We start from the raw sequence: 23,710 nt of genomic DNA, 5'->3' as shown, positions 1-23,710 counted from the left end.
AGGAATTTAATGTGATGAAAACAGTCCAATTGTTGAAAAGTGAAGAATTTGAAATTGGTACAACGGATAAAAACGGGCACAAATTAAGACAGTCTGATTTTGTTGTCACACAAGATGATTTTGAAGGGATTAGTATTTGTCAAATCCTATACAACAGTATTGCAAAAGAGTTTGTGGCTATGAGTGATTCTAATTGGTGGATACCATATCATGATTTATCTGTTGCAACAGAAAGGCTAGATTATGTCATTGCAAAAGAGTTTTTGGGGTTAGAATCGTACGCCATTTATTAGAATGCCGATTGAATATTTCAATCCTGTTGAGGAATCCACTTTTATTCTAGAAAAATTAGGGAGGCAATATGACGATCTATTGAGTGTAAAAGAAAAAGGGTGCTGGTACCTAACAGTGAACAAGAAAATATATTGTGAAAAGCGTCTTGGGATAGCCGCTTGTTTAGCCGCAATTGATACCGTAAGAAACAATAAGTAGGGATTTGATTTTAAGGAGGAAACACAAATTTAAATTATAAATAGGGGGAATCAAAATGTTACATGCAGTTATGCAAGAGCAAAATTACTGGAAAGGCCAGAAACAGAAATTCCGAAAAAATAATAAGAAGTTATTAATTTCATTAGAACCACATTTACATGAAAGATTGGAAGAGTTCGCATTATATAACGAAAATTTAGATCAAATTGCATCGGAGTTAGTAACAGAAGGTTTAGACTATATCTATATAGAGGATATACCTGTAAGGCAATCTCATGCTTTTCAACATTTTGTAGAAATTGAATTATCACCATTTGAGCAAAAACTCTTACAACAATTAGCACTTAAACGAGGATGCTCAAAAAGAAAAATGGCATATACAGTATTACATTTCATGCTCAAAACAAAGTAAAAGAATCCAATCATAAAAGAAGGATTCTTTCACCAGGTATTCGTTGGCAAATGACTTCACCTAAGGAATTGAGTCTCGACCACTCAATTCCTTTTTATGTTATAAAAAAGAATATAATTTGTCAAAAAGCATTTGCTATAGAATAACAAATGCTTTTTGTTGAACTTGAATTGAACACTTTCAGAAAGTATTTATATTGTTTGCCTTTTTCTCTTGAAAAATTGTATCCAAAAAATTGCAAACAAAAAACATGGCTGAAACCAGCCTTGCCCTAAAGGAAAAAAACTAACTCTTATATCTAAGAGTACATTATGTATGGGAATTTTTGACGTGGATATACCTTAAAAAGGATAAAAAGGTTATAATTGTAATATTTTGAAAGTTCGTTATTCTATAAAGAAACAGTCGAAATCGCTTGTTTATAAAGGAACATTTGCTTTCCATTGCTTAAAACCAGTACCGAAAATTTATCAACGGCGATAATTTTCCCAGGTACTCTGACACCGTTTATTAGAAAAATCGTTACTTCTTTTTTCTCTTCTATTAACTTCTCATAAAATTTTTCTTGTGTATGCATCATTTAGATGGTTGCAACTCCTCTCCTTTTTCGGAACGGTTCATAGCTTCTAAGAATACATATTCTTTTACTGTTAGCCCAACCGTTGGGCAATATTCAACCTTTGATAATTCGTGAAATAGAGAAAGGTTTTTGTGTAGTTTTTGAATCATTTCATCTAAAGTGATTTCTCCTACACCATACTCAATTACTGAATTTAAAAATACGTCTACATCTATTAAACTTGGTTCAATTAGGGAAACAATCTCTTGTACCTTTGGTAAAATAATTGTTTCATAACGTTGTTTGAATAGTTCTAAATCCTCTGGTGCGGGTTCATTCTCACAAAGCTTTTTGAAAGATAGTACACGAATGTCATTTTGTAATGAATCAATACGCTCTTCATAAAAAGCTTTGTCGAACCCTTCTTTGTCAGCAACATCGTAATGAAGTTCTGTTTGTGATCTAGGCTTTTTCTTATAAGCATCCATGAGGATTTTCTCTTTTGCATTAAACATCATGATAAAAACAGTACGTTCTAGATTCATGATTTGGTTTGCTACGCTTAATGTTTCATCTAATACTTTTGCGCGTTCTTCTTCACTTAACTTTTTTATAGAGGATGGAACAAGTTTTTTGACATTCTCAAACGACTCGGAATTCATAATGTGTTGAAGAGAAAATTGAGCGACTTCTGGTAAACAAGGATCAGTTGTTTTATCCAGGAGTAACAAATCTTTAATCGTTCGCACTGTATTTTTGATCTCTTTTTGAGCTTGTCGAACTTTTTCTATGCTTCTTTCCATGTATTCTGGTTGTTTAAGACGATTGAAAATGTATTCTCTTCTTTCTTCAAAATGTTGCTGTAAAAGTGACATAGTTGTTTCCTCCTCTATTTTCTGAATTGATTTGAAATTCCTATTATATTGTATCATTAAATTTTATGAAGTTGGACGGTAGCAAGGTTTATTTGTAAAGACAAGGTTTGGAATTGCATATCAGACAATCAGCGATACATATTCTTTACCAAAGCAATTACCAAAGTGGATATCAACCTTATAACCAAAGAATCTATCATGATAGTACTATCAAAAGAAATCCTCGATTGGCACATGTTTTTAGGGGATTTTGAGTTTTGTTTATAGTAGGAGGAACGGAATGAGAAAAAGGAGGGGGAACAATGAATAATTCTTATGAGATTATTGGTAATCAAATTAAATATTATTTGAGGGATGATCTAACGAGAGGATGGAACAACATACCTAGTCCGCAATTTCGAAATGTGAAAGAAATTACAGAATGGTGTGGAAGTTCAACAAACGAAATTATGTGCGGGTGGGATACGCTCAATCAAAATGCAATGAGTACAACGGATACAACAGATTTCTTATATAGGTGGATTAGTTGGTATGTGACAGAGCCATTAGACAGTACAGCACGAGAAATACGAAAGTTACCAGATGTACTTGCAAGTTTCATAACAAATGTACCTGTTGATACATTGGAACTCATTAAGAATACCTCTCATATGGTGTTAGATTGTATATGCTTTGTATTGGACTGGATACCAAATTTGTTAACAATATTCTTTTTTTAGGAGGGAAAACATGCTGAATCGAAAAGAAACAATTTCTTTTCAAGCCTTTATGGACCAATCTTATAAGAAGAAAAAGCAAACAAAAATATATAGTATTGGCCCTATTAGTCCGTTCGCATTTTTTCATATGTCATCACCGCTTGTTCATACGTATGTAGCCCTGGGAATAGTAGGCGGTCTTACAATTGGAGCTGTTTTATTGGAGAAATACTTAGTACGAAATGATTATGTTTTTGCATCCCATCTCCTGTCTAATGGTCTGTATTATGGTGTAAGAATTGGAGGCATTGGATTCATTGGTTATGTATTTATTCGCATTTTACATATGTTGTAAGGAGGGTGAACAATGAAAAGGTGGTTAAAAAAGAAAAAATATAAATATCAGTTAGAAGAAGTATTTAAGAAAGCAAAGCTATACGATGAACACATTACACGAGGTGGAAAGGCCCCCATTTATCCTACGATTCATGATGTTTACGAAGGGAAAGAAAGTGTACGGTACACTTTTACATTGCCAAACGGAGTTGATCCAACTCAAATTCATAAGAAATGGTTTTGTTTTCAACAAATACTAGGCGAAAATCTTATGATGGAAGGCAATATTAAAAAGTTCGTACTCCATGTATTTCATTCTAATGCAAGTTTACAGCCTTACGATTACAGTTATAAACAATGGCAGCCATTATTGAAACAATATCGTCTTCCTGTGGTAGTAGGGCGGGACCAATTCGGGAATGCGATTGTGTATGATATGGTTGATTCAAATACACCTCATTTACTGATTGCGGGAGAAACAGGAAGCGGAAAAAGTAGTATGGTGCGCGTGATTTTAGCCACATTAATCCAACATATGTCACCAGAGCATTTACATTTGTACCTGGGGGACTTGAAAAATTCAGAGTTTCATTTTTTAAGAAGAGTGAAGCACGTGAAGTATGTTTGCATGGAAGAACATGAAATGATGAACATGTTATCAAAATTATGGAAAGAGGTATTGCATAGAAGAAAGTTAATGGAAGAATATGAGCTGGGTCATATTGATGAATACAACCAAATAAAAAAAGATAAACCTTTACCCTATCTTTTTATTGCCATTGATGAAGTAGCAATGCTACAGGACGAAAAGGAATGTGTCACCATAATAGAAAAAATATCAGCTGTTGGCAGATCGCTTGGTATCTTCCTCATGTTAAGCATGCAACGTCCAGATGCCAAAATACTTGATGGTAAGTTAAAGCTCAATTTGACGGTAAGAATGGGCTTTAAATGTGCGGATTTAATTAATAGTAACATTGTGGGGACGCCTGGATCAGAAAATTTAAGTCAATCGGGCCAAATGATTTTAAAATTAGATGGTTTAAAAAAGGTGCAGGCTCCTTTTTTGGCATTGGACCAGGCAAAAGAAATAATAGAACCGTATCGTTTATCTAAAGAGCAAAGTGTAAAGAAGGAAGAACAAGATCATCGAGAAGATAAAATCTTTGGGGTGTTAGATGATGCTAACGAATAGAGATAAGCAAATTATAGGCCATTTACAGCAATTTAGATGTATGTCGCGTGATGATATTATTGATCTTCATTTTAGAAATGTAAAAAATGCAGTAACATGTTGTAATACTGTTACAAAGCGGTTAAGCCGCGAAGGATATATTGATGTAGATACATCACAACGTCCATATGTATATTTTCCTTATCCAAATACTATTCGTAAAGGAAGCCAAAAGATACGTCATTTTTTAGCGATTGTGAATGTATATAAGCAGTTATTAAGAACCGAAAGACCGAAAGTATTTCAGGTAGAACCTAAGTATAAGAAAGGTTATATGGAACCCGATATATTCACCATTTGGCGTAAAAGTCCATTCTTTATAGAAGTCCAGAACTCGATTTATAATAAGGCTACGATCCAAACGAAAATAAAACGTTATGAATCGTATTTTCGTAGCATGGAATGGAAAAAAGAATCCTGGCAACCGAAACATAATATGGTATTTCCCTCACTTTTAATCATTACTGACCTCAAATATCCAATCTCTAGTTCTAATTTCCGTATTTTTCAAGCGCCTTCTATTCAGCATTTTCTTACACAAGTACAGCAACTTAAAGACATTTCGGTTCAAATAGGTTCAGTCAAAGTAAAATTATGAAAGCACAAGATACTGTTTCTTGTGCTTTTTACATGTCCCAAAAGTCATTGATTTTGGCGTGAGGATCAATTTTTCTAATAGTATGTAATAGCTTTTTCATGATTTCAGGTTTGGGGATATACTCTCTATCTCTACATGCTTTACTGATTGTTTGAACAGAAACTTTTGACTTTTTGGCTAGTTCCTGTTGTTCAATTCCTTGCCGATCTAACCATTTTTTTAATTTAGTCCTATTTTTGCGGAAAAACATTTAGCTCACTCTCCTGTTCTTAATTTTTTATTTACAATTATGGACAGGAAGTTAAATTCATATACAATTCAATTCAACTTAAATTTAAGTAAAATAAAAGAGAACGAGATTCATAGAGTATTTACACGAACGATTTATTAATAATTTTGATTGGAATGAGGTATACATACAATGCAAAGATTTGCCTTACGCATCATACAACAAATCTTTGCAAAGCACTTTCCCAAAAAATTCAACTTAATCTATATCTAAAGAACATAAAAAAAGACTGTTTTGTTTTATTTGTATAAGATATGTGGTTGGAAAAGGATATATAGAAAGGGTTTGGGTATATTACGTTTTGAGCATTAGCTTAAAACTTTTTATTGGAGTGTGAAAAGATGACAGGTTTATTCGTTGTATTGGGTTGCACAATTATATTTTTTCTTTTGGCACAAATTCTCACTCCATCATCTACTTATAATCCTAATAATGATTCACAACGGGTGAAATGCTCTAACAGATTAGAAAAGCGAGTATATGATGCATTGCGCTTTAAAGGTTATTATCCAACTATACAATATAAAGTACCTAATAAGCGTTTTAAGTTAGATTTTGCATTTTTTGCCCCAAATGGTTTAAAAATAGACGTAGAGATTGATGGGCCTTTTCATCGAACACCAGAAGGAATCAAACGAGACAGTAGACGGGATAAATACATGAAAACAAATGGATGGAAAGTGATTCGTATTACTGACATTGCATTAAATAATGGGTTTAAAAAACAAATACTTTTGTTGGTGGCAAAATTAAATGAATCAGGGATAGAACCTTCTAAAGAAACCGGTTTTGTTATGTTAGAACAGGAATAAGACGTATGATGAAAAACTCCATCATACGTCTTTATTTTTTGAAAAGAACTTAGACCAGGATCCTTGTTTTTGTTCTTAGGTGGTTTTAATAAGTTTTTGTGATTCACGCATTTCATCAAAGTTTTATTTAAGAGTATATCAATGCTATAGCACAAGGTGAATGCGTAGTTGTTAAAGAATAAACTAAAGTAATGGGAAGACAGAAAAAGATACTCTAGGAATTAACAGAGTAATTAAATGGAATTAGGGATCCCTATAACAAAGATCAAAATTAATGGGTGCTATACTATTGATATAGGCATGCTGAGTAGCTAAAGCGAAGACTAATAGAAAATAATACGGAGCGCTATGGGATTCCCTTGCAAGTATTAAGCAGGAATTGAGAGATAAAAAACTTGCTTGCAAGTGGGATAAAAAGTGTACAATGAGTATTAAGGATTAGTAAAATGATACTGTGGTAAGAGTGTAGCGATACTATAATGGAGGTGGTTGAATGGAGAGCAGAGATGATGTTGTAAGTGAAGTGTATTTAAAAACAATAGATGTCTCCCGTATCACCAATCTAGCAGAGAGTACAATCAGAAAATATAGCTTAGAACTCGAAAAACAAGGCTATGAGTTTAATAAAGATGGCGATACAAGACTGTATCATGCCGATGATGTAACAGTTTTTAATACTTTAAAAGAGATTAGAGAAAAAACTAAGGTTTCGTTGAATCACGCTGTTAGCGTGTTGATGACACAGCATTCCCGTGCGACACAGGGTGTAGCGCGTTCGGAGGTTGCTGTGACAAGGGTTCAAGGTGAAGAGGAACAATACGCGCTACAATCCATATCGAGCGAAATCAGGAACTTCCTAGAAGATATCAAGACTGAATTTATAGGTTTTCGAAAAGAACTTGAAATTGAACGTCAAAGCAATGATTTATTTAAACAAGAGCTTGAAGCAGAGCGTGAAAAAAATCAGGAATTAGAAAAGAAACTTGATCTTATTATGACAGAATTAGAAAAACTCAACGCTAAAGCTGATATTTCTAACCAAGAACCCAAAAGAAAGAAGCTATTTGGGATATTTTAAGTTTATAAAAAACAAAAAGAGTTGCTCTCATACAGGCAACTCTTTTTGTTTTAGAAATCAGGATCTTCTAAATCGTCTTCATCTAATGAACCTGTAATGTTGGTATTAGTGATTAATTGTCCCATTTGACCTACATCTTTTAATAAATCGTCTGCCAGAGAATTATGGGTATTTTCATCGCTTTGCATAAGAACAGCAGATACAGGAGCCACCTGGAGATCTGAAATGGTTTGTGTAATATGTTTTATAGCGTTCATCATTTGTTCTTGGTTTTTTGAGACTTTTAGAAGTTCTTTTTTTGCATCAAAGGGCTCTTTTTGTGTTAAGTCTTGTTCAACTAATTGAATAATATAAGTTGCAAGCTTTTTTGAGCGGGCTTTTTGCTCAAGGTGATTATAAACTTCTTCGCTCATGTGATCTGTTCGAAGCCCAAACACTGTTTGTTTCTCGGTCTTTTTAGTACGTCCCATAATGCGGCTCCTCCTTTCTGACTATACTTATTTCTCTGTTTTTTGCAGCATTTCACCGCGACTTTTTACTTCAAGACCATATAAATTTAATTTACGTGAATCTGGTAAGAAAATATGATTTGCTTGAGCGATTTCAGCTCCATACATTTCTTCAATGACTTCATGAATGCTAGTTTCTAGTATTGGGGCAACACCACCGAAATAAACATATTTATAAACTTTATCAGCTGGTGCAGGCATTACATCTTGGATTTTTAAAATTAGAAACTTAGCAAACTCTTTTAAGGAAGAGCGAATTTTGTCCGTTAAATCTACGCGCTGACCAGTGTTTCCGTCAACTAATTCCATTTTGGGTTTTTGGAAATTGTTCACTATAAATGTTTCAAATGAACGTAAATCAGAGAATTTTTCTAAGAACTTTTCTTTTCTTAATTTTTCAATATGAGATAGATAAGATAATTTGTCTATCGGTTGCATTGAATCACGGTTCTTAGGTGATTTTAAACCGGCTGGTGATAATACTAGATCAATCGTTCCGCCACCAATATCAACAAGTACTGTATCGTTGTTATCGAATTGTCTTGCTTCTTCACGATCTTCTAATTCGAAATTCTTTTTAATTGCTAAACGTGCAATTTCTCCTTCGATACGACAAGTTGCCTTTTCTACAGTTATTTTTAATGTTTTTTCCATTCCTGGTGTATGTATTGTAACTTCATGCTCTCCAGCAAATCGTTCCGCCATTGCATTTTGCGCTTCACTAAATTTAGCTGTTCGTTTTAGTAACCATATAGGTAACATTGTTTGGAAATATTCAATTTCAACTGTGTTGTCATCTGATTCACGAGTTTCATTAATAGCATGATAGAAAGAAACAGCTGATAAAAACATTACGTAAGGGATAGGACTTGTAATTTTATCATGGAGTTTATTGACATGATTGTTAGCTAATGCATGTTTTCCAGCTTCGTCGCCAACTAAGAAGAATCGTTCAGTGTCTTCTCCTGGGATTGTTGTTGAAATAAGTAGGCGAGATAATAATTCTTTAGGATTAGTAATGGTTGCTACAAAATGAGAGTCAGCTTCATCTTTACTGATTTCTACTACGTTTGTAGGAGTTTCGATATAGAAACCATCAATTAAGTTCATATCAAGTGAGTTACCAGAATCCTTATTCATCATAGTAATTTTCATTAACTATTCACTCCTTTAGTTATCTTGTTAACAAGATAACATTTTTTTAGTATTATTGGAAGTATATTTTTGAAATAAGTTAACAAATAAAAATAATAATAAAACCCATAAATATGCGGTTTTATTATTATTTTTATTTTTAAATATCAATTAAAGTTAACAATAAATTTATTGTTAACTTTAATTGATATTTATGCGTTGTTCACAATGTGTTTGTATCTTTTCTTTTTTTTCGATAGAAGATTTTCCTTATACAATGAAGTGATAAGGCTTCTTAACCACAAAAACTACGGAGATAGTCAATAAATTAGAGTTTGATAGAACTCTTCACTTAGGAATTCCTCGTTCTAAACGAAGTTAAAGTTAAGGTAGTTCAATTTATCATTAATTAAATAGGATTTGTATGTGGTTTTACGCGCTTTCTGACAACCTTCTATTTTCTAATTGCTAAAATATAATCCAAATATTAACAAAATTCGTATAAATATTTATAAAAATTCAAAATATTAACAAATTTTATAAAAGTGATATATTTATTGTGTAACTTATAAAGATATTCAAGGGGGATTAATTATGTTTAAGAAAATGATAGTAAGTACCTTAGCAACAGGTTTATTATTCTCGGTTAGTGGAAATGCATTTGCTGAATCGCCAGATTATGATTCAGTGAAGTATGAAATCAACGCTGCAGTTAAGGCATCGGAATTTAAAGATATAGCAAAGATGCCTATAGATATGAAAAAAGTAACTTCCACCGATCCTTATAATTTAGATAAAAAGAATGGTAGAGTACATAAAGGCTTTGATTTTGCAGCACCACAAGGAACAAGAATAGATGCTGTTCAATCTGGTAAAGTAGTTTTTGCTGATTTTGGAAGCAAAAAAAATGGGTTTACTGATTATGGTAATGTAGTAGTTATCGAACATACGTACAATAAAAAGAAACTTTATACCTTATATGCCCATATGAGTAAGATGTCAGTAAAAAAAGGCGACACAGTAGAAGCGAGTCAAAAGATAGGAGAAGTTGGTAAAACGGGAGAAGCGACAGGTAATCACCTTCACTTGGAAGTAAGAACAGATACACTTCATGGTGAACGTGTAGATCCAACCAAATATTTACCACCATTTAAAAAATAATAATATATAAAACTTTTAAGCTAGCAGTCCTTGTATGGAATAGCTTAAAAAAGCCCTATTTTTGCTTGCAACAGGGCTTTTTTATTTACATAATTTTAGTTATGAGAAGTTCAATTATAGGCTTATTTTATTTTTTTAAATGCATGAAAGTAGTATTCATAGGGGTTTTTATCGTATTGAATTCCTTTTTCAGTATATACTTCTTTCCATAGAGAGAAATCAATCTCTGGGAAGTAACGATTTCCTTTAAATGTAGCATGAATCCTGGGTATGTATAGTTTTTGAGTGTAATGTATAATTTTATTTAGTATTTGGAGAATATCAAAAGAAATGATATGCAACTAATGTTAAAGGGAAAATGAATGTAAATTAATAAACAAAAGTTTATATTGGTAAAACTCCTGTTTTATATTTTTTTGAATTTTATGTAATAATTGTAATTTATGTATTGACTATTACCATTATTATGTATATATTTGTATATGTAATTTATGTAAAAGAGGTGATAATCATGGGAACAGCATGGCGTGAACTTGGTCGTACAATTGGTGGTTGGTTTAGATAATATCTAATTATTTAGTTAAGTTTTGTAGGAGGTGAATACTAAATGTGGGTTAATTATATGGAATTTTATAAAGGTTTAATTGAAGGTTATACTGGTAAAAGAATTAAATAATAATCTATTTATATTTATATTAAAATTAACAAATAAAAAACCAGCTTAATTCTTAAGCTGGTTTTTTATTTAGTTTTTATGCCAATTAAAAAGTCTTTCTATAGCGTAACCGCCTGCGCCACTAGCTACCCTTTTAATTAATATACCAAGAGATTTCATTTTGTTTTTGTATTTTTTTCATTTAATGATAATTTTGTAAGAAATCTTTTCGAATTCATATGGCGATAATAAAGTGTTTTCGATAGATATATTCAAAAAACTTATTATTAAATAATAGATAAAGGAGTACATGTATTATGGAGAAAGATAAAGATGTTAGTTTAAAAGCATTATGGGAAATTACAACACCACCTAAAGTTACACTTTTTTTAGGGGTAATATTTGGCTTAATTAATTCAGGATGTTCTTTAATTATACCTTTAATATTAAAAGAGCAAATTGAACAACTTTCTAAAGGTTTTTCATATGAATTATTATTTTTAGTTTTATTTTTATTAATTGTAGAGATTATTTCAATGTCACTTTCTTTGTATCTTTTATCTTTGGTTGGACAAAGGGTTGTTCTTAATTTAAGAAAAATGATATGGAGAAAAGTTTTAAATCTTAAGGTTGATTTTTATAGTAAAAATCAACCTGGTGAAATTATTAGTCGTGTTACTAATGATACAACAGTTACTATGAATTTATTATCAAGTGAGATTGCCGATTTGTTTTCAAGTGGATTATCTATGATTGGTGCTGTTGTTATTTTGTTTTTATTAGATGTTCCTATGACTTTAACACTTTTATCTGCAGTTCCAGTTACTTTATTTATAGTTATACCAATTAGTAAAAAGCTTTATAAAGTATCTTATGAACAGCAAGAAAAAATGTCGGAATTTACAGCGTTGCTTTCTCAAGTTCTTGGCGAAATTCGTTTAATAAAATCTTATGGTACAGAGAATTTTGAATTTGAAAGAGGTAAGAGGAAAATAGAAGAATTATATGTAAATGGAATGAAAAGAGCGAAAATAGAAGCTATTTTAATTCCATTGATGACGGTATCAATTACTCTCATTATAGTTGTTGTAGTTGGGTTTGGTTCATATAGAGTAAGTGAAGGCTATCTTTCTTCTGGTGAGTTATTAGCATTTATTTTATATTTATTTCAAATTGTAGGACCAGTGGGTGTCATGAGTCGTTTTATTACAAATGTTCAATCTGCTAAAGGGTCTACGGAACGAATTTTTAATATTTTAGATGAAAAAGATGAAAAAAATAATGATTACTTTTCAAAAGAACCATCATTTGGGATATTGGAATTAAAGGATATTGGTTTTGCTTATGATGAAAAAAGTATTTTTGAAAATATTAATTTAAAAATTATGCCTAATACTGTTACTGCACTTGTTGGTCCTAGTGGAGTTGGAAAAACTACTTTATTTTATTTATTAGAAAGATTTTATGATCCTCTTAAAGGTGAAATTTTATTGGATGGAAAATCTCATTTGAATATAGATCTTGATAAATGGAGGTCTATGTTTAGTTATGTTTCACAAGATTGTCCTATATTAGTGGGTACAATTCGTGAAAATATTATATATGGTGTTCAAAGAGAAGTCTCTGAAGATGAAATTATAAAAGCATCTATTTTAGCAAACTGTCATGAGTTTATAACAAGTTTTTCAGATGGATATGATACTGTTTTAGGTGAAAGGGGAATTAATCTTTCAGGAGGTCAAAAACAACGTATATCAATTGCTAGGGCATTTTTAAGAGATACTCCATTTTTATTATTGGATGAGGCTACTGCAAATCTTGATACTAATTCAGAAAATATGATTAAACATGCCTTAGAAAATCTTGTTTGTAAAAAAACAACTATTGTAATTGCTCATCGTATTTCTACTATTCAAAATGCTGATCAAATTGTTGTTTTAGATCAGGGGAAAGTTTCGGGATTTGGTACACACGATCAATTAATTAAGAATAATCAACTATATCAACTTTTATCGAATCAACAAAAAATGACTTCTTAAATAAAATAAATATAGCAATAAGATATTGAATAGCAGATAGGAAAGCGAAAAATATAATGGGTCTTGCTAGCATTGATAACCATCCAGTGAAATTTTCAGCTAAGTTATATTTGTATGTGACAGCACCTATTACGACAAAACAAAAAATAAAGGTATTCAAAGTAACTCATCTAGTATTTTTGTTATATGAATATAAGCTTTTAAAGAAGGGTTATATTTATTACTTTCAATAAGACTAATGGTTTGTCTTTTAAAGTTTACAATATCGGCCAACTCTTGTTGGGTTAGACCTTTTTTAACTCTTGTAATTGTTATTATTTGAAAAAAATGTATATTTAATGTTGTTTATTCGTATTTGATAACTTATTATTTAGATATAAAAATTAAAAAATAAAGGGGAAAGAAAATGTTACAAAACACAGTTCGTACTCCAAAAAAGAAAAAGAAATGGATAATAATTGGAGTTATAGCGTTAATTATTATTGTTGCTGCTATTAATATTTTTGTTATGCAAGGGAAGAAGAAGGGGGCATCAACAAATGCTGATGCTGTAAGTTTTGAGAAGGTGACAGAGCGTAAGCTGAATAATACAAAGTTAATTTCTGGACAAGTGAAGCCTGGTAATATTGAAAGTTTCTATGCGGATCCGACTAAAGGAAAAGTGAAAGATATTGAAGTGAAAGAAGGGCAAGAAGTAGACAAAGGTACGAAGTTATTCTCTTATGATAATGAAGAGATTAACCTTCAAATGAAGCAAGCTGACCTTGATCAGAAGATGGCCGATATGCGTCATGATCAAGGGAAAAAGAAGATTGATTCGTTGAAGAAAGAAATTAAGAAGATGAAAGATAGCGGAGCTGGGAAAGAAGTAACAGATCCGATGGAAGAGCAAGTAAGTGAGTTAGAAATAGGACAAAAGACAATTGAGCTTGAGAAAGAAAAAGGAAAATTACAAAAAGAAGAATTAAGTAAAAAACAAAAAGAGCTTACGATTTATAGTAAGTTTGCTGGTGTCGTTCAAAAGTTAGATGAAGATGCTGCACAAAGTTCATCTCAAGCGTTAGGTGGTCAAGGAAAAGCATTTTTACAAGTCGCTTCTAAAGATCAGTTCCAAATTCAAGGGACATTAACTGAACTTCAAAAGTCACAAATTCAAAAGGATCAAACATTCACTGTAACTGCGAAAGCGAATAATAAGAAGAAGTGGACAGGTAAGATTACGGAGGTAAGTGAATTCCCAACGAGTGCAGAGATGGCTCAAGCTGGTGGTATGGGTGAAGCGACTCAAAATATGTCTCAATATATATATAAAGCAAGTCTTGATAGTCAAGATGATTTATCTCCAGGTTATCACGTTTCTCTACAAGTAAATTTAGAGAATAAGAAGATGGTTGCTGTTCCAAGTAAGAGCATTGTAGAAAAAGGTGATGATGCATTTGTTTATGTTGAGGATAAAGGAAAGCTTCATAAACAAAATGTGAAAAAAGGTTCTACTGATGGAGATTGGACAGAGATTGTAGAAGGCGTAACAGTTGGGCAAAAAGTTGTTAAAAATCCTTCCGACGACGTGTATGACGGAATGGAAGTGAAAGAGAAATGATTATGTTAAATCATATTGCTAAAACGTATTATCAAGGGAAACTGGCGGTACCGATTTTGCACGGTATTAGTTTAGCTATTCAAAGCGGTGAATTTGTTTCGATTATGGGACCGTCTGGTTCTGGTAAGTCAACGCTTATGAATATTATCGGTTGTTTAGATCGTCCAACAGAAGGCGAGTATATGCTGAACGACGTAAATATTTTAACAGCAGACGAGTCAAAGCTTGCTTTAATTCGTAATGAATATATCGGTTTTGTATTTCAGCATTTCAATTTACTGCCTCGTCTTTCTGCGGTGGAAAATGTTGAACTTCCGCTCGTATATGGTGGCGTGAAGAAAGCAGAACGTCGAAAGCGTGCTTTAGAAGCATTAGGTAAAGTAGGGTTAGCAGACCGTGTGCATCATTTACCGAATGAATTATCAGGAGGACAGAAGCAACGTGTAGCAATTGCAAGGGCGATTGCGAATAATCCAACGTTCATTATGGCCGATGAGCCAACCGGTGCGCTTGATACAAAGTCCGGTGAGCAAGTTATGGATATTTTTACGAAGCTTAATGCCGAAGGTACAACAATTGTTATGGTTACGCATGAAGAGGAAGTAGCAGCATATTCATCTCGTCGTATTGTACTACGAGATGGGAAAATTACAGAAGATAGAAGGTGTGCAGTATGAGTTTACTAGATAGTATAAAAATTGCTCTATCTTCTATTTTAGCTCATAAACTTCGTTCAGCTCTTACGATGCTCGGTATTATTATCGGGGTAGGTTCGATTATTACTGTCGTTGCAATTGGACAAGGTGGAGAAATGGCTTTGAAATCTGAGTTTTCAGGTTCCGGAAATAATACAGTTCCTATTCAATTTAAAGAAGATATGAATGAACCTTTGTCAATGGGGCAAAGACCAAAAATAACAGATGAAGACCTTTTTGAAATTAAAAAAATTCCCGAAATCAAACATGTTATAACCACTAATTCAAGTATGGAACCTCTTAATTTGAATGAAAAAAAGGATATGGCAAGTGTTATAGGGTTGGACAGTGAATATTTTGAAGTAAATCAAATACAATTAAAAAAAGGTAGAGCTTTAAATAAATATGATGTTGAACAAGGTAATAATGTGGTGATGATTAGTACAGATGTAAAAGATATTTTTTATCCAAAAGAAAATCCTGTTGGTAAGATCATTGAAATTAAAGGTCAGCCCTTACAAGTTATTGGTATTTATAAATCTGATAATGGTTTTATGGGTATGAGCATGCCAGAATTATTAATTCCGATTTCTATTTGGCCAACAATATATGGGACAAGTGACATTCAAAATATTGTTGTTCAAGCAAAGGTACCTGATCAGCTTGAAGGAGCAGGGAAAAAAGCAGTTGATGTTTTAAATAATCGTAAATCAAGTGATATTTCTGGAAAATATGAAATTATGGATCTTAAAAAATTACAAGAAGGTCTTTCGCAATTAACAAAAATCATGACTATGGTTATTAGTGGGGTAGCGGGTATTTCATTAGTTGTTGGTGGTATTGGTGTAATGAATATCATGCTTGTATCAGTTACAGAGCGTACACGTGAAATTGGTGTTAGAAAGGCACTTGGAGCAACACGTAGTAAAATTTTATTACAATTTTTAATCGAAGCGGTCATGTTAACACTTCTTGGTGGATTAATAGGAATTGCCCTTGGTTATAGTGGAGCTTACATTGTTTCAAAAATTGCAGGGTGGCCTCCTCTTGTTTCATGGGAAGTTGTTGTTGGTGGAGTATTATTTTCTATGACTCTTGGTATTGTTTTCGGATTAATTCCAGCAAATAAAGCTGCGAAACTCGATCCTATTGAATCATTACGTTATGAATAGATATGCATATCTATTTTTGTGTTTGTCAATATTATGAATGCGCTATATTAAATTTTCAATTGATGATATTGTTGCAAATCAGTTATTGCAAACTTTACATATTGTTTCCATGATATACTAAATATTCATCACTAACTTAAAGGTTGTATCCTTTTAAACTCTCTTTGTATGTGTGCATATAAAGAGAGTTTTTTATATTTATGTAATTAGTTTTTAATCCTTTTAGATACATCGGCCTCTACCTTAAAAGGGAAGATAAAAAAACACAAGGATTTTCCTAGTGGGTTCTGTTGTATTTTGTATGTGATTTTTAAGAAATTATAGATCTTTTTCTTTATTTTGATTTTTAAAATATTCTTCTTTAATTATTTGTAATTTTTTTTCGTTTTTTGTTAATTCAAATATAAATAACGCTTTTTCCATGTTATTAGCTACATTTTCTTCATTAGATTGTTCAAGTTTTAATAAATTATAACCTTTTGCATAGTATAGTTCACCCAATAAATAAAAAGTATTTAGATTAATAGCCAATTGGATACCCATATCAATGTATTTTATTGCCTCTTCGTATTGATATGTGTAATTGAAGCATTTGGATAAATTATAAATGATTTTTAATTTAATTTCTTTATCTCTAGGAAAATCTAACTTATTAAAATTAGTTAAACATCTTTTTAATATATTAATACTTTTTTTGTACTCTTTATTTTCTGCATGAAGTATAGACATCGTATGCATAATATCTATTTCTCTCTCTGATAAAAAATCAATATTGGTTACAGTTAGTTTTAATGCATTATTTAAAAGAGTTAAAGCCGCTTTTATTGAGTTATTTACACGATATATAGCAATTGCTTCATGCCATAGTAGAAATTGTTTATCTTCATTTGTTTGAAAATTATTTAAGTTTTTTTCTTTTGTTACTATTTCATAAAGCTCTGTATATTGATGTTGTCTTATGCAATCCTTTATTACATATTTTACATTTTCTATATATTTTAATTTTTTGTTTTGAGTTAGTGCAAATATAGTATTTGGATCAACACCAAGTCTTTCAGATAATTGATATAACAATATGCTAGATGGATAAATCATGCCCTTTTCAATCTTACTAATTTGACTTTGTGAACATATTCCATAACATAATTCGGATTGTGATATATTTTTTTTAACCCTAAGTTCTTTAATAGTTATACCTAAATCGTAAAAATCCATTTTTCCTCCTAATATGTAACAAATTATGAGTATAAGAATATTTTCTAACTTTCATTTTAATGTAGAATCAATATATTTACAATTATTGATTAAATTATTTTAAAGGTTTTTAATAATTGCATATTCCAGATAAGTATATTTTGGAATTTATAGGTATCAAGCTCCTATTCAACTAGTTCGGAAGTGAATGATACAGATTTTGAAGCATAAGACCCTGGTTTTGATTGTACCAGGGCTTTTTTGCGTTTAGAAAAAACTCTAGTTATTGCTGTTTATTCCAAAATTGCACATATCTATGCAAGGCCTCAACGCTTTTCAATCCCAAAAACGATTTAATTTCAATGGGTTTCATGTCATTCTGTAGTGCATTTAGTACAAAACGGTTCCGTAGCATAGTAGGCGTTATATGGATTTCAGCGCGTTTCGCTTCTTTCTGTAACATGCGTTGTACAGCGATTCTAGTTAAAGCGGCGGGTTGATCTTTTTCATAGTCCCAGCGGAATGTTTGTGGGCCGAAATCAAACGCCACAAAGAAGGGATCGTCCGTTTGTTGGCGCGGTCTAACAAGATTAGGAATCTTGTTGTAATACGATAAGGAAAGTTTTACATGTTCTTTTGAAAGGGTAATGGATCGTTTGTGGGCGTGTAGCCCTCCTGGGGTAATCGTATGTGTCCCAAAGTGTATATCGTGCATGGATAGCGTGAGAATGTCCTGGATAGATAGCCCATAATCTAACATGAAGTGGATCAATAAAAGGTTACGTTCCAGAATAAACTTTCTTCCTGACGCCTGGTAGTCGGTTAACCCGTTATAACTACGCATGACGCGGAATAGCTTTGTAATTTCTTTGTCTGATGCAAAGTGTTTAGAAGTCAGTCCAGGAGGGGAGACGTCACTTTTTAAATCTTGGGCGGCGCCATGAAATTGTAAAAAGTTAATTAGAATGCCACGCACACGCTTTACATTAGAAACCGACGCTCCACGGCCTATTTTAAATGCCTTTAAGTACCTATCTAATATGTTTGTATCAAAAGAACGAAAAAACGATTCTGGGGGCAATTTGGAGTGTTTCTGAAGCCAAGATGTAAAAAGTGTGAGATCGTAGCGATATTGTTTAACAGTGGAGGATTTACGACCATGTTTTAACAGATCAGAAAGAAAAGCATCAACAGAAAGTTCCCAAGTCATTTTTATATACTCCTTTTTCCTAAAAATTGTGTACCGCAATTATAAGCGAAAACAATACGAACAGGCAATAGGGGATTCAAGGGCGTGATGTTTTGGGGGATGGAGTTGTTTGGAATGCCATAGCCGAGACTTTGCGGGGCTATGCGGAGACATATGGGCCTGGCTAGACAGGGCGTGGAGTTGTGATATAGGGGAATATATTGATGTATTGGAATGAGTGGAAGGCGAATGATGGGACAATGTTGAGGGAGGACGATATGTGAGGAATGGGAATGGCCGCCGCCCCGCCTACGTAGTTTTTTGAAAATCTGCCTGGCAATGGAATCTGATTCATAACTGAATCAAGATACCCTTACCAGGAGAGCTTCAAGATAAATCTAAGTTTCTAAATATTCCGCGGAACCTAGTTCTATCAATGAGTTTAAGATAAGAATAAGTTCAGAATAACCTAAGTATGTTGTCGCAACTAATTCTGTAGATTTATCTCATATTATTCTGAATTAATTCTGAGGTTATTCTCTTTACTGAAATGCTCATAATGAACAGAAATGATTGTTTGTTTTTAGAGTTCTGTACTATATATTTATGGTAAAAATCACGAATATTAGTATTTATACTGTCTATAGATATTCGGTGTTCCGTAGATTTTTATATTAAATGACAAGAAGAGTTCTATTTTGGTATTTAGTTTGATCTGGGGGTTTATGTTTAAAAATCTAGAAAAATATAGTTCTCAATATGAAATACTTATTTATAATAAATCTTGTTTTAAAAAAATTAAAATGATTAAATACATTAGGATTTATTTTTACTCAATAAGCCTTACGCCCACAAGGGATTAGAAAATTCTTCTTATTTAATTACTGATTTAAGAGCAGATTCAATTTGAGTATAAATTCATAGTGTATTTGTTGTGAAGAACTTCCTTAATTTACAAAAATATAATAGGTTGATAATATGTTTAATCTATTAAAATAAAGAATGGCATGACAAAAAGCCTTGTTAGGGGAGATTTTTTTGAACAAGGCTATAAAACAATTATTTTTTTGAAAAAAGAGATTTAGGCGTTCGGATCAATCATTTTTTTGAATAAATCCATTGATGGTATGAGACTCTTCTTTGGCTTTCCAAATACCATATTTGTTGTACGTTCTTTTGCTTGTTGCTCTCTACGCTTTCTGTTTGCAGTTAACTGTTTTGTATATGTTGTTATGAAATGTGCAGGTGTACTTACTTGCGATTTGTTTACTTCAAACAGCTGTACACAGTCCTCAAAAGTTTTTCTTGCTTCCCAATCTATGCATGGCGGCATACGTAATGCGATTGTATAAGCATCTTTTTCAGTAATATTTGTATCTTTACTTATGATATACATATACAGTTTCTTTTGATCTTCGCTCATAAACTTATCCATTTCGTGGAAGCGTAGTTGTAACTTTTCACCCGAATCAGGGGCATTCATTGGCTTTTTTTCTTCTACTTCTTCAATTGTAGGAGCAACAGAATCCAATATATCTATTCCCTGGCATGTAGGCACAGTTGGTTTTTCGGCTTGTTCTGTAGATTTCTCCTGTTTTTTACTTAGTTTTTTAGATAGAAACTTTGTAAATGTAGAAAAAATATTAATGGAAAACGCCCATTTTTGCTTAAAATATTCAATGATTTTCAAATAATTGGTATTGAGGCTTAATATGTAAATAGATGGTGCAATCTTACCATGACGTCTTGTTTTGATTTGATGGCATACTTCAAGGTCCTCTAACCAATTCAGAATGAAGTTGATGATCGGCACAGAAATACCCGATTTTTCACTGATTTGATTTTGTCTCATTTGAGAGTAACCTTCTTGTACTAGGTAAGATAAAACAACTTCTAAAGCCTTATAGCGGCGTGGTGTTTGTATGAAGAAATCTTTAGTGGTTTTACCTTCTGTATCTAAAAGAATTGTATCGATAGCCTTAATTACTTTTTGTACTGTTTTATTGATAGCACCTTGAGGAACATGAACTAGGTGTGGGCTTAATTCTCGTTTTGCTGTACTTAGCAAAAAGTTATTTAATAGCACAAAAAAACCTCCTATTTTTTCCACCACACATTTGTTAAGGAAAAGTAGAGGATTTTCTTCACAAGAGATTCACTTTGTGCTAAAATAAACGTATATAAGTGAATAAATTCTATGCGTTAAAAACCCTACTTTCTGGGATTTTTAATTGGTGTCTAGTTTGCCGACCGGAACAACCAATTAAAAATTTGTGAGGTAGGTTTTTTTTTGTTTTGATAAATTTATTTTATCGTTCTTCTTGTAGAATATCAATCTTTTAAAAGTAAAAATTACACTAAAGTGTTAATAATGTGTTTATTTTATATAGAAAGCAGTTGTTAGAAGACCCGTATTTGTCTGAAAAATATTGAGAAACATGTATATTTACCTATTTCTGTAATATAATCCTCAATTTAGAACAATTGTTTGATATAATCATGTTGGATATGTCTGAATTTTCTTTCAAGAGGTGTGAATGTATGAACTACTGGAATAGGAAATTACAAGAAGAAATTAATAATGCATATAAGACATATGATTGTTTTGCTATTGAAGCAAAAGTTTCTAAGTCTACTCTAACTGATCTATTTAAATATAATAAAGAAGTTTCAATGTTTAGTGTGTTTAAAATGGCGAAAGTTCTTTTCCCAGATAGAAGAGACATTCATGAAGAATGCTGTATAAACATTTTTACTCAATATGAAAGAAATGTAAAAATTAACATGAAAAGATTATTTGTTATTGCCTATCTTAACGGTTATTCCTCAATTTTAAAATATTTAGTTGATTTATCTAGCAATCATACAGATTGTAATGTAAAAAAATATTCTCCACTTTTTAAACTGTTCTATGAACGTCCCAGGGGCGGAAATCCGAAGGAACACATTTTGTGTTTAGAAGATATTCGAAAAACAATTCCTAAAAAAGAAAATTTAGATATGGAGATATTTTGTGATATTTTATACCTACTGTCTAGTGGTGATATTGGAGACTTTGGAATGTTTGATACATATAAAGATCGTGTTGTTACCAATATTTCTAAGATTAAAAATCAAGATTTAAAACTCCTATATAATTACTGGATTACTGACATTTGGAGTTATGCTTTATTAAGAAAGTTAAAAGTTAATGAATTTAGAGAACAGAATAATAAATTAATGATGTATGAAAATATACAATATTTCCCCGTTATGAGTGCAATGAATAATTTGAGGATTGGAGAGAGTTTTTTATTTTCGGATTATCAAAAGTCATATGAGTATACTTTAAAAGCAATTGAAGAATTAGAAAATAAATGTGATTTTAAGTATAGAATAGCTATAAATAACATGAACTTTTTAAAACTTATACACAATATAGAAATAGATACAATTAACTTAGAACAGCTTCATCCAGCAGAATTAGCGTTGTATTTTGTTTTAAGAGAAGAGTATTTAAAAGCAATAGAAATTTTAATGAAATTAAAAAATAAAAATAAAAAACTGACGCCAATTCAGTATTGTTATTTAGGTCAAGCAAAAATGGATCTGGATATAATAGCGGAATCAAAAAAGTTATTCATTGAAAATGGTGATTACTTTTTTGCCCAATATGCAACAAAGGCGTATAATGATTGTGAAAAATTGTTAAAATGTGGAGGCGTAAAATGAAAAAATTAGCCATTTTATGTACTGTATCATTAATTTTATTAAGTGGATTAAGTGTTTCTGAAAAAAATAAAGTTCAAAATTCAAATAACATGCACTATATGGTCGATCCTGGAGGAATGGGCTGACTGTAAAAAACAAAGAGTGACAAAAGACACCGTTTATACGGTGTCTTTTGTCACTTTATAAACAGTTTTTTAAATGTTTAATCTGGATTTCAACGAACAAGAATATCAATTAATCCCAAAAAAGGAGCGATAACATGGAAAATATTCAAAATAAAGCTAATTGCGAATTACTTATTGTTCAAATTGTTCAAGCATGTAATGGAGATTTAGAAATCATGGGAAAATTAATTGATTTATATGATAGTACAAACCATTTGGACATTGATTACTCGTAATTAACTAAAAAGTATAGATAAATATATGTACTCTAATTTGTTCTTATAATGTGCTCTACTCCTCGTGTTGCGATTGCATTTCTATTTCAATTTCCAGAAGTTGCGCCATCCTAAGAATTTCTTTTTCGATTCTTGGTTTGTGTTCTTCTGGAACATTTCTATATTTTTCAATCAAAATTTGAGCCATACGTTCGATTGGATCAGTTTCACTACTATCCTTTTCTAAAATTTCATTATCACTCATTTGATGGTGTAAAAGTCTTGATTCACTAACATTAAAAAGTCTCGCGATTGTCGGTAGACGTTCAATCTTAGGGACTTTATCTCCATTTTCCCAGCTTGTTACGGTACTATATGGTGTATTTATTGCTTGGGCAAACTCTTTTCGACTAAGGCCTTTCATTGCTCGTAACTTTCGTATATTTTTCCCGAATATATTGTTATCCATTAGGTATAATCCTCCTTTATACTTTAGTGTTATTTTTAATACTAAAGTGTTGACTTTCGTCTTTAAGCCGAATACAATGTAATTAAGGGAAGGGGGGTAAAAAAATGCTAGCGTCAGAAAATAAAACCATTGTACGTGAATACAGGGAATCCAAAGGTTTAAGTATTAAGGAAGTTTCTAAAGGCGCTAAAATTCCGATCGGCACATTATATGATGTTGAAATTGGAAGAAGGAGTCTGAAAGATAATAAAGCTAAAAAAATAGCTGACTTCCTTGAAGTTCCGATCGAAAAACTTTTCAGACCAACATATTATCGTGCAATACCCATCACTGAATGAATAAACCCCATGTTATTGATTACATCTATCTAAGTGTATTGTAAATGAAATTCGGCTAAAAGACGAAATAATTATCACTAAA

The 23,710-nt window shown here is 31.9% G+C and carries 27 protein-coding genes and 1 pseudogene; 17 read left to right on the top strand and 11 right to left on the bottom strand.

What is annotated here, in order from left to right; translation table 11 throughout:
- Positions 1–14 precede the first annotated feature (14 nt).
- Both ACTFRY_RS28460 and ACTFRY_RS28455 read left to right on the top strand, forming a co-directional pair.
- Positions 15–492 (top strand): annotated as a pseudogene (locus tag ACTFRY_RS28460) (hypothetical protein).
- A gap of 55 nt (positions 493–547) precedes the next feature.
- Complete coding sequence (locus ACTFRY_RS28455; protein ID WP_440032477.1) at positions 548–904, top strand: hypothetical protein; 357 nt, start codon at positions 548–550, stop codon at positions 902–904.
- Positions 905–1,295: 391 nt separating this feature from the next.
- Here the strand turns inward: ACTFRY_RS28455 and hfq are convergent, their stop codons facing one another.
- Positions 1,296–1,481 (bottom strand): RNA chaperone Hfq, encoded by a 186-nt coding sequence (gene hfq, locus ACTFRY_RS28450; RefSeq protein WP_170956888.1) that lies wholly within the window; start codon positions 1,479–1,481, stop codon positions 1,296–1,298.
- Entirely contained in the window at positions 1,481–2,338 is an 858-nt protein-coding gene (locus tag ACTFRY_RS28445; protein ID WP_440032476.1) for a hypothetical protein, read from the bottom strand. The genes hfq and ACTFRY_RS28445 overlap by 1 nt, the downstream gene beginning before the upstream one ends.
- Positions 2,339–2,640: 302 nt before the next feature.
- On the opposite strand from ACTFRY_RS28445, the gene ACTFRY_RS28440 reads away from it, so the two are divergent.
- Genes ACTFRY_RS28440 through ACTFRY_RS28425 form a run of 4 tightly spaced genes read left to right on the top strand, consistent with a single transcriptional unit; the run spans position 2,641 to position 5,204 of the window.
- On the top strand, positions 2,641–3,057 hold the full coding sequence (locus ACTFRY_RS28440) for a hypothetical protein (RefSeq protein WP_440032475.1): 417 nt from the start codon (positions 2,641–2,643) through the stop codon (positions 3,055–3,057).
- A 10-nt stretch (positions 3,058–3,067) separates the two neighbouring features.
- A complete protein-coding gene (locus ACTFRY_RS28435) occupies positions 3,068–3,391 on the top strand; it encodes a hypothetical protein (RefSeq protein ID WP_440032474.1) in 324 nt (107 codons plus the stop codon).
- Between the two features lie 12 nt (positions 3,392–3,403).
- Positions 3,404–4,567, top strand: coding sequence for an FtsK/SpoIIIE domain-containing protein (locus ACTFRY_RS28430; RefSeq protein WP_440032473.1), 1,164 nt, complete (start codon positions 3,404–3,406; stop codon positions 4,565–4,567).
- Complete coding sequence (locus ACTFRY_RS28425) at positions 4,551–5,204, top strand: replication-relaxation family protein (RefSeq protein WP_440032472.1); 654 nt, start codon at positions 4,551–4,553, stop codon at positions 5,202–5,204. Before ACTFRY_RS28430 ends, ACTFRY_RS28425 begins: the two co-directional genes overlap by 17 nt.
- A gap of 28 nt (positions 5,205–5,232) precedes the next feature.
- Here ACTFRY_RS28425 and ACTFRY_RS28420 read toward each other — a convergent pair whose 3' ends face one another.
- Complete coding sequence (locus tag ACTFRY_RS28420; protein WP_153593481.1) at positions 5,233–5,454, bottom strand: helix-turn-helix domain-containing protein; 222 nt, start codon at positions 5,452–5,454, stop codon at positions 5,233–5,235.
- Positions 5,455–5,834: 380 nt separating this feature from the next.
- On the opposite strand from ACTFRY_RS28420, the gene ACTFRY_RS28415 reads away from it, so the two are divergent.
- Together ACTFRY_RS28415 and ACTFRY_RS28410 are read left to right on the top strand one after the other, a co-directional pair.
- Entirely contained in the window at positions 5,835–6,305 is a 471-nt protein-coding gene (locus tag ACTFRY_RS28415; RefSeq protein ID WP_440032471.1) for an endonuclease domain-containing protein, read from the top strand.
- 493 nt (positions 6,306–6,798) lie between these two features.
- Positions 6,799–7,383 carry a hypothetical protein gene (locus ACTFRY_RS28410; protein WP_065211901.1) on the top strand — a complete coding sequence of 195 codons (585 nt, stop codon included), beginning with the start codon at positions 6,799–6,801 and terminating at the stop codon, positions 7,381–7,383.
- A 50-nt stretch (positions 7,384–7,433) separates the two neighbouring features.
- On the opposite strand, the gene ACTFRY_RS28405 is transcribed toward ACTFRY_RS28410, so the two are convergent.
- Positions 7,434–7,853: a hypothetical protein gene (locus ACTFRY_RS28405; protein ID WP_088322265.1), complete on the bottom strand. Its 420-nt coding sequence runs from the start codon at positions 7,851–7,853 to the stop codon at positions 7,434–7,436.
- 27 nt (positions 7,854–7,880) lie between these two features.
- Complete coding sequence (locus ACTFRY_RS28400) at positions 7,881–9,047, bottom strand: ParM/StbA family protein (protein WP_000705233.1); 1,167 nt, start codon at positions 9,045–9,047, stop codon at positions 7,881–7,883.
- A 573-nt stretch (positions 9,048–9,620) separates the two neighbouring features.
- On the opposite strand from ACTFRY_RS28400, the gene ACTFRY_RS28395 reads away from it, so the two are divergent.
- The gene (locus ACTFRY_RS28395) at positions 9,621–10,187 is read left to right on the top strand and encodes a M23 family metallopeptidase (RefSeq protein ID WP_088322266.1); all 567 of its coding nucleotides are present in this window, start codon (positions 9,621–9,623) and stop codon (positions 10,185–10,187) included.
- Positions 10,188–10,309: 122 nt separating this feature from the next.
- Here the strand turns inward: ACTFRY_RS28395 and ACTFRY_RS28390 are convergent, their stop codons facing one another.
- Positions 10,310–10,528: a dihydrofolate reductase gene (locus ACTFRY_RS28390; RefSeq protein ID WP_440032470.1), complete on the bottom strand. Its 219-nt coding sequence runs from the start codon at positions 10,526–10,528 to the stop codon at positions 10,310–10,312.
- 631 nt (positions 10,529–11,159) lie between these two features.
- Between ACTFRY_RS28390 and ACTFRY_RS28385 the strand changes: the two genes are divergently transcribed.
- Positions 11,160–12,881: an ABC transporter ATP-binding protein gene (locus ACTFRY_RS28385; protein ID WP_088322268.1), complete on the top strand. Its 1,722-nt coding sequence runs from the start codon at positions 11,160–11,162 to the stop codon at positions 12,879–12,881.
- 156 nt (positions 12,882–13,037) lie between these two features.
- Here ACTFRY_RS28385 and ACTFRY_RS28380 read toward each other — a convergent pair whose 3' ends face one another.
- Positions 13,038–13,199: a helix-turn-helix transcriptional regulator gene (locus ACTFRY_RS28380; protein WP_440032488.1), complete on the bottom strand. Its 162-nt coding sequence runs from the start codon at positions 13,197–13,199 to the stop codon at positions 13,038–13,040.
- Positions 13,200–13,287: 88 nt separating this feature from the next.
- On the opposite strand from ACTFRY_RS28380, the gene ACTFRY_RS28375 reads away from it, so the two are divergent.
- From ACTFRY_RS28375 to ACTFRY_RS28365, 3 genes are read left to right on the top strand one after another with little or no spacing between them, the layout of a single operon-like run.
- Entirely contained in the window at positions 13,288–14,481 is a 1,194-nt protein-coding gene (locus ACTFRY_RS28375; RefSeq protein ID WP_088322270.1) for an efflux RND transporter periplasmic adaptor subunit, read from the top strand.
- Positions 14,478–15,158 carry an ABC transporter ATP-binding protein gene (locus ACTFRY_RS28370; RefSeq protein WP_088322271.1) on the top strand — a complete coding sequence of 227 codons (681 nt, stop codon included), beginning with the start codon at positions 14,478–14,480 and terminating at the stop codon, positions 15,156–15,158. The genes ACTFRY_RS28375 and ACTFRY_RS28370 overlap by 4 nt, the downstream gene beginning before the upstream one ends.
- Complete coding sequence (locus ACTFRY_RS28365) at positions 15,155–16,348, top strand: ABC transporter permease (RefSeq protein ID WP_088322272.1); 1,194 nt, start codon at positions 15,155–15,157, stop codon at positions 16,346–16,348. Before ACTFRY_RS28370 ends, ACTFRY_RS28365 begins: the two co-directional genes overlap by 4 nt.
- Before the next feature lie 318 nt (positions 16,349–16,666).
- Here the strand turns inward: ACTFRY_RS28365 and ACTFRY_RS28360 are convergent, their stop codons facing one another.
- The 3 genes from ACTFRY_RS28360 to ACTFRY_RS28350 all read right to left on the bottom strand — a co-directional run bounded on the left by ACTFRY_RS28360 (position 16,667) and on the right by ACTFRY_RS28350 (position 20,817).
- Positions 16,667–17,563 carry a helix-turn-helix domain-containing protein gene (locus tag ACTFRY_RS28360; protein WP_440032469.1) on the bottom strand — a complete coding sequence of 299 codons (897 nt, stop codon included), beginning with the start codon at positions 17,561–17,563 and terminating at the stop codon, positions 16,667–16,669.
- 262 nt (positions 17,564–17,825) lie between these two features.
- Positions 17,826–18,752, bottom strand: a complete 927-nt coding sequence (locus ACTFRY_RS28355) for a tyrosine-type recombinase/integrase (protein WP_440032468.1) — start codon at positions 18,750–18,752, stop codon at positions 17,826–17,828.
- A gap of 1,060 nt (positions 18,753–19,812) precedes the next feature.
- A complete protein-coding gene (locus ACTFRY_RS28350; protein WP_440032467.1) occupies positions 19,813–20,817 on the bottom strand; it encodes a Replicase RepFR55 in 1,005 nt (334 codons plus the stop codon).
- A 455-nt stretch (positions 20,818–21,272) separates the two neighbouring features.
- Between ACTFRY_RS28350 and ACTFRY_RS28345 the strand changes: the two genes are divergently transcribed.
- The 3 genes from ACTFRY_RS28345 to ACTFRY_RS28335 all read left to right on the top strand — a co-directional run bounded on the left by ACTFRY_RS28345 (position 21,273) and on the right by ACTFRY_RS28335 (position 22,842).
- Positions 21,273–22,442 (top strand): AimR family lysis-lysogeny pheromone receptor, encoded by a 1,170-nt coding sequence (locus ACTFRY_RS28345; RefSeq protein WP_231009702.1) that lies wholly within the window; start codon positions 21,273–21,275, stop codon positions 22,440–22,442.
- Positions 22,439–22,567, top strand: coding sequence for a hypothetical protein (locus ACTFRY_RS28340; protein ID WP_440032466.1), 129 nt, complete (start codon positions 22,439–22,441; stop codon positions 22,565–22,567). The genes ACTFRY_RS28345 and ACTFRY_RS28340 overlap by 4 nt, the downstream gene beginning before the upstream one ends.
- 134 nt (positions 22,568–22,701) lie before the next feature.
- Positions 22,702–22,842: a hypothetical protein gene (locus tag ACTFRY_RS28335; protein ID WP_170959202.1), complete on the top strand. Its 141-nt coding sequence runs from the start codon at positions 22,702–22,704 to the stop codon at positions 22,840–22,842.
- A 55-nt stretch (positions 22,843–22,897) separates the two neighbouring features.
- On the opposite strand, the gene ACTFRY_RS28330 is transcribed toward ACTFRY_RS28335, so the two are convergent.
- The gene (locus ACTFRY_RS28330; protein ID WP_078385938.1) at positions 22,898–23,290 is read right to left on the bottom strand and encodes a helix-turn-helix domain-containing protein; all 393 of its coding nucleotides are present in this window, start codon (positions 23,288–23,290) and stop codon (positions 22,898–22,900) included.
- A 104-nt stretch (positions 23,291–23,394) separates the two neighbouring features.
- On the opposite strand from ACTFRY_RS28330, the gene ACTFRY_RS28325 reads away from it, so the two are divergent.
- Positions 23,395–23,628, top strand: a complete 234-nt coding sequence (locus ACTFRY_RS28325; RefSeq protein ID WP_078385939.1) for a helix-turn-helix domain-containing protein — start codon at positions 23,395–23,397, stop codon at positions 23,626–23,628.
- Positions 23,629–23,710 lie beyond the last annotated feature (82 nt).

It is taken from the genome of Bacillus cereus group sp. MYBK195-1 (assembly GCF_051916605.1).
In the GTDB taxonomy this organism is placed as follows: domain Bacteria; phylum Bacillota; class Bacilli; order Bacillales; family Bacillaceae_G; genus Bacillus_A; species Bacillus_A cereus.
Note: the sequence above shows the minus strand (reverse complement) of the source record. Positions and strands in the feature narration are given on the sequence as shown.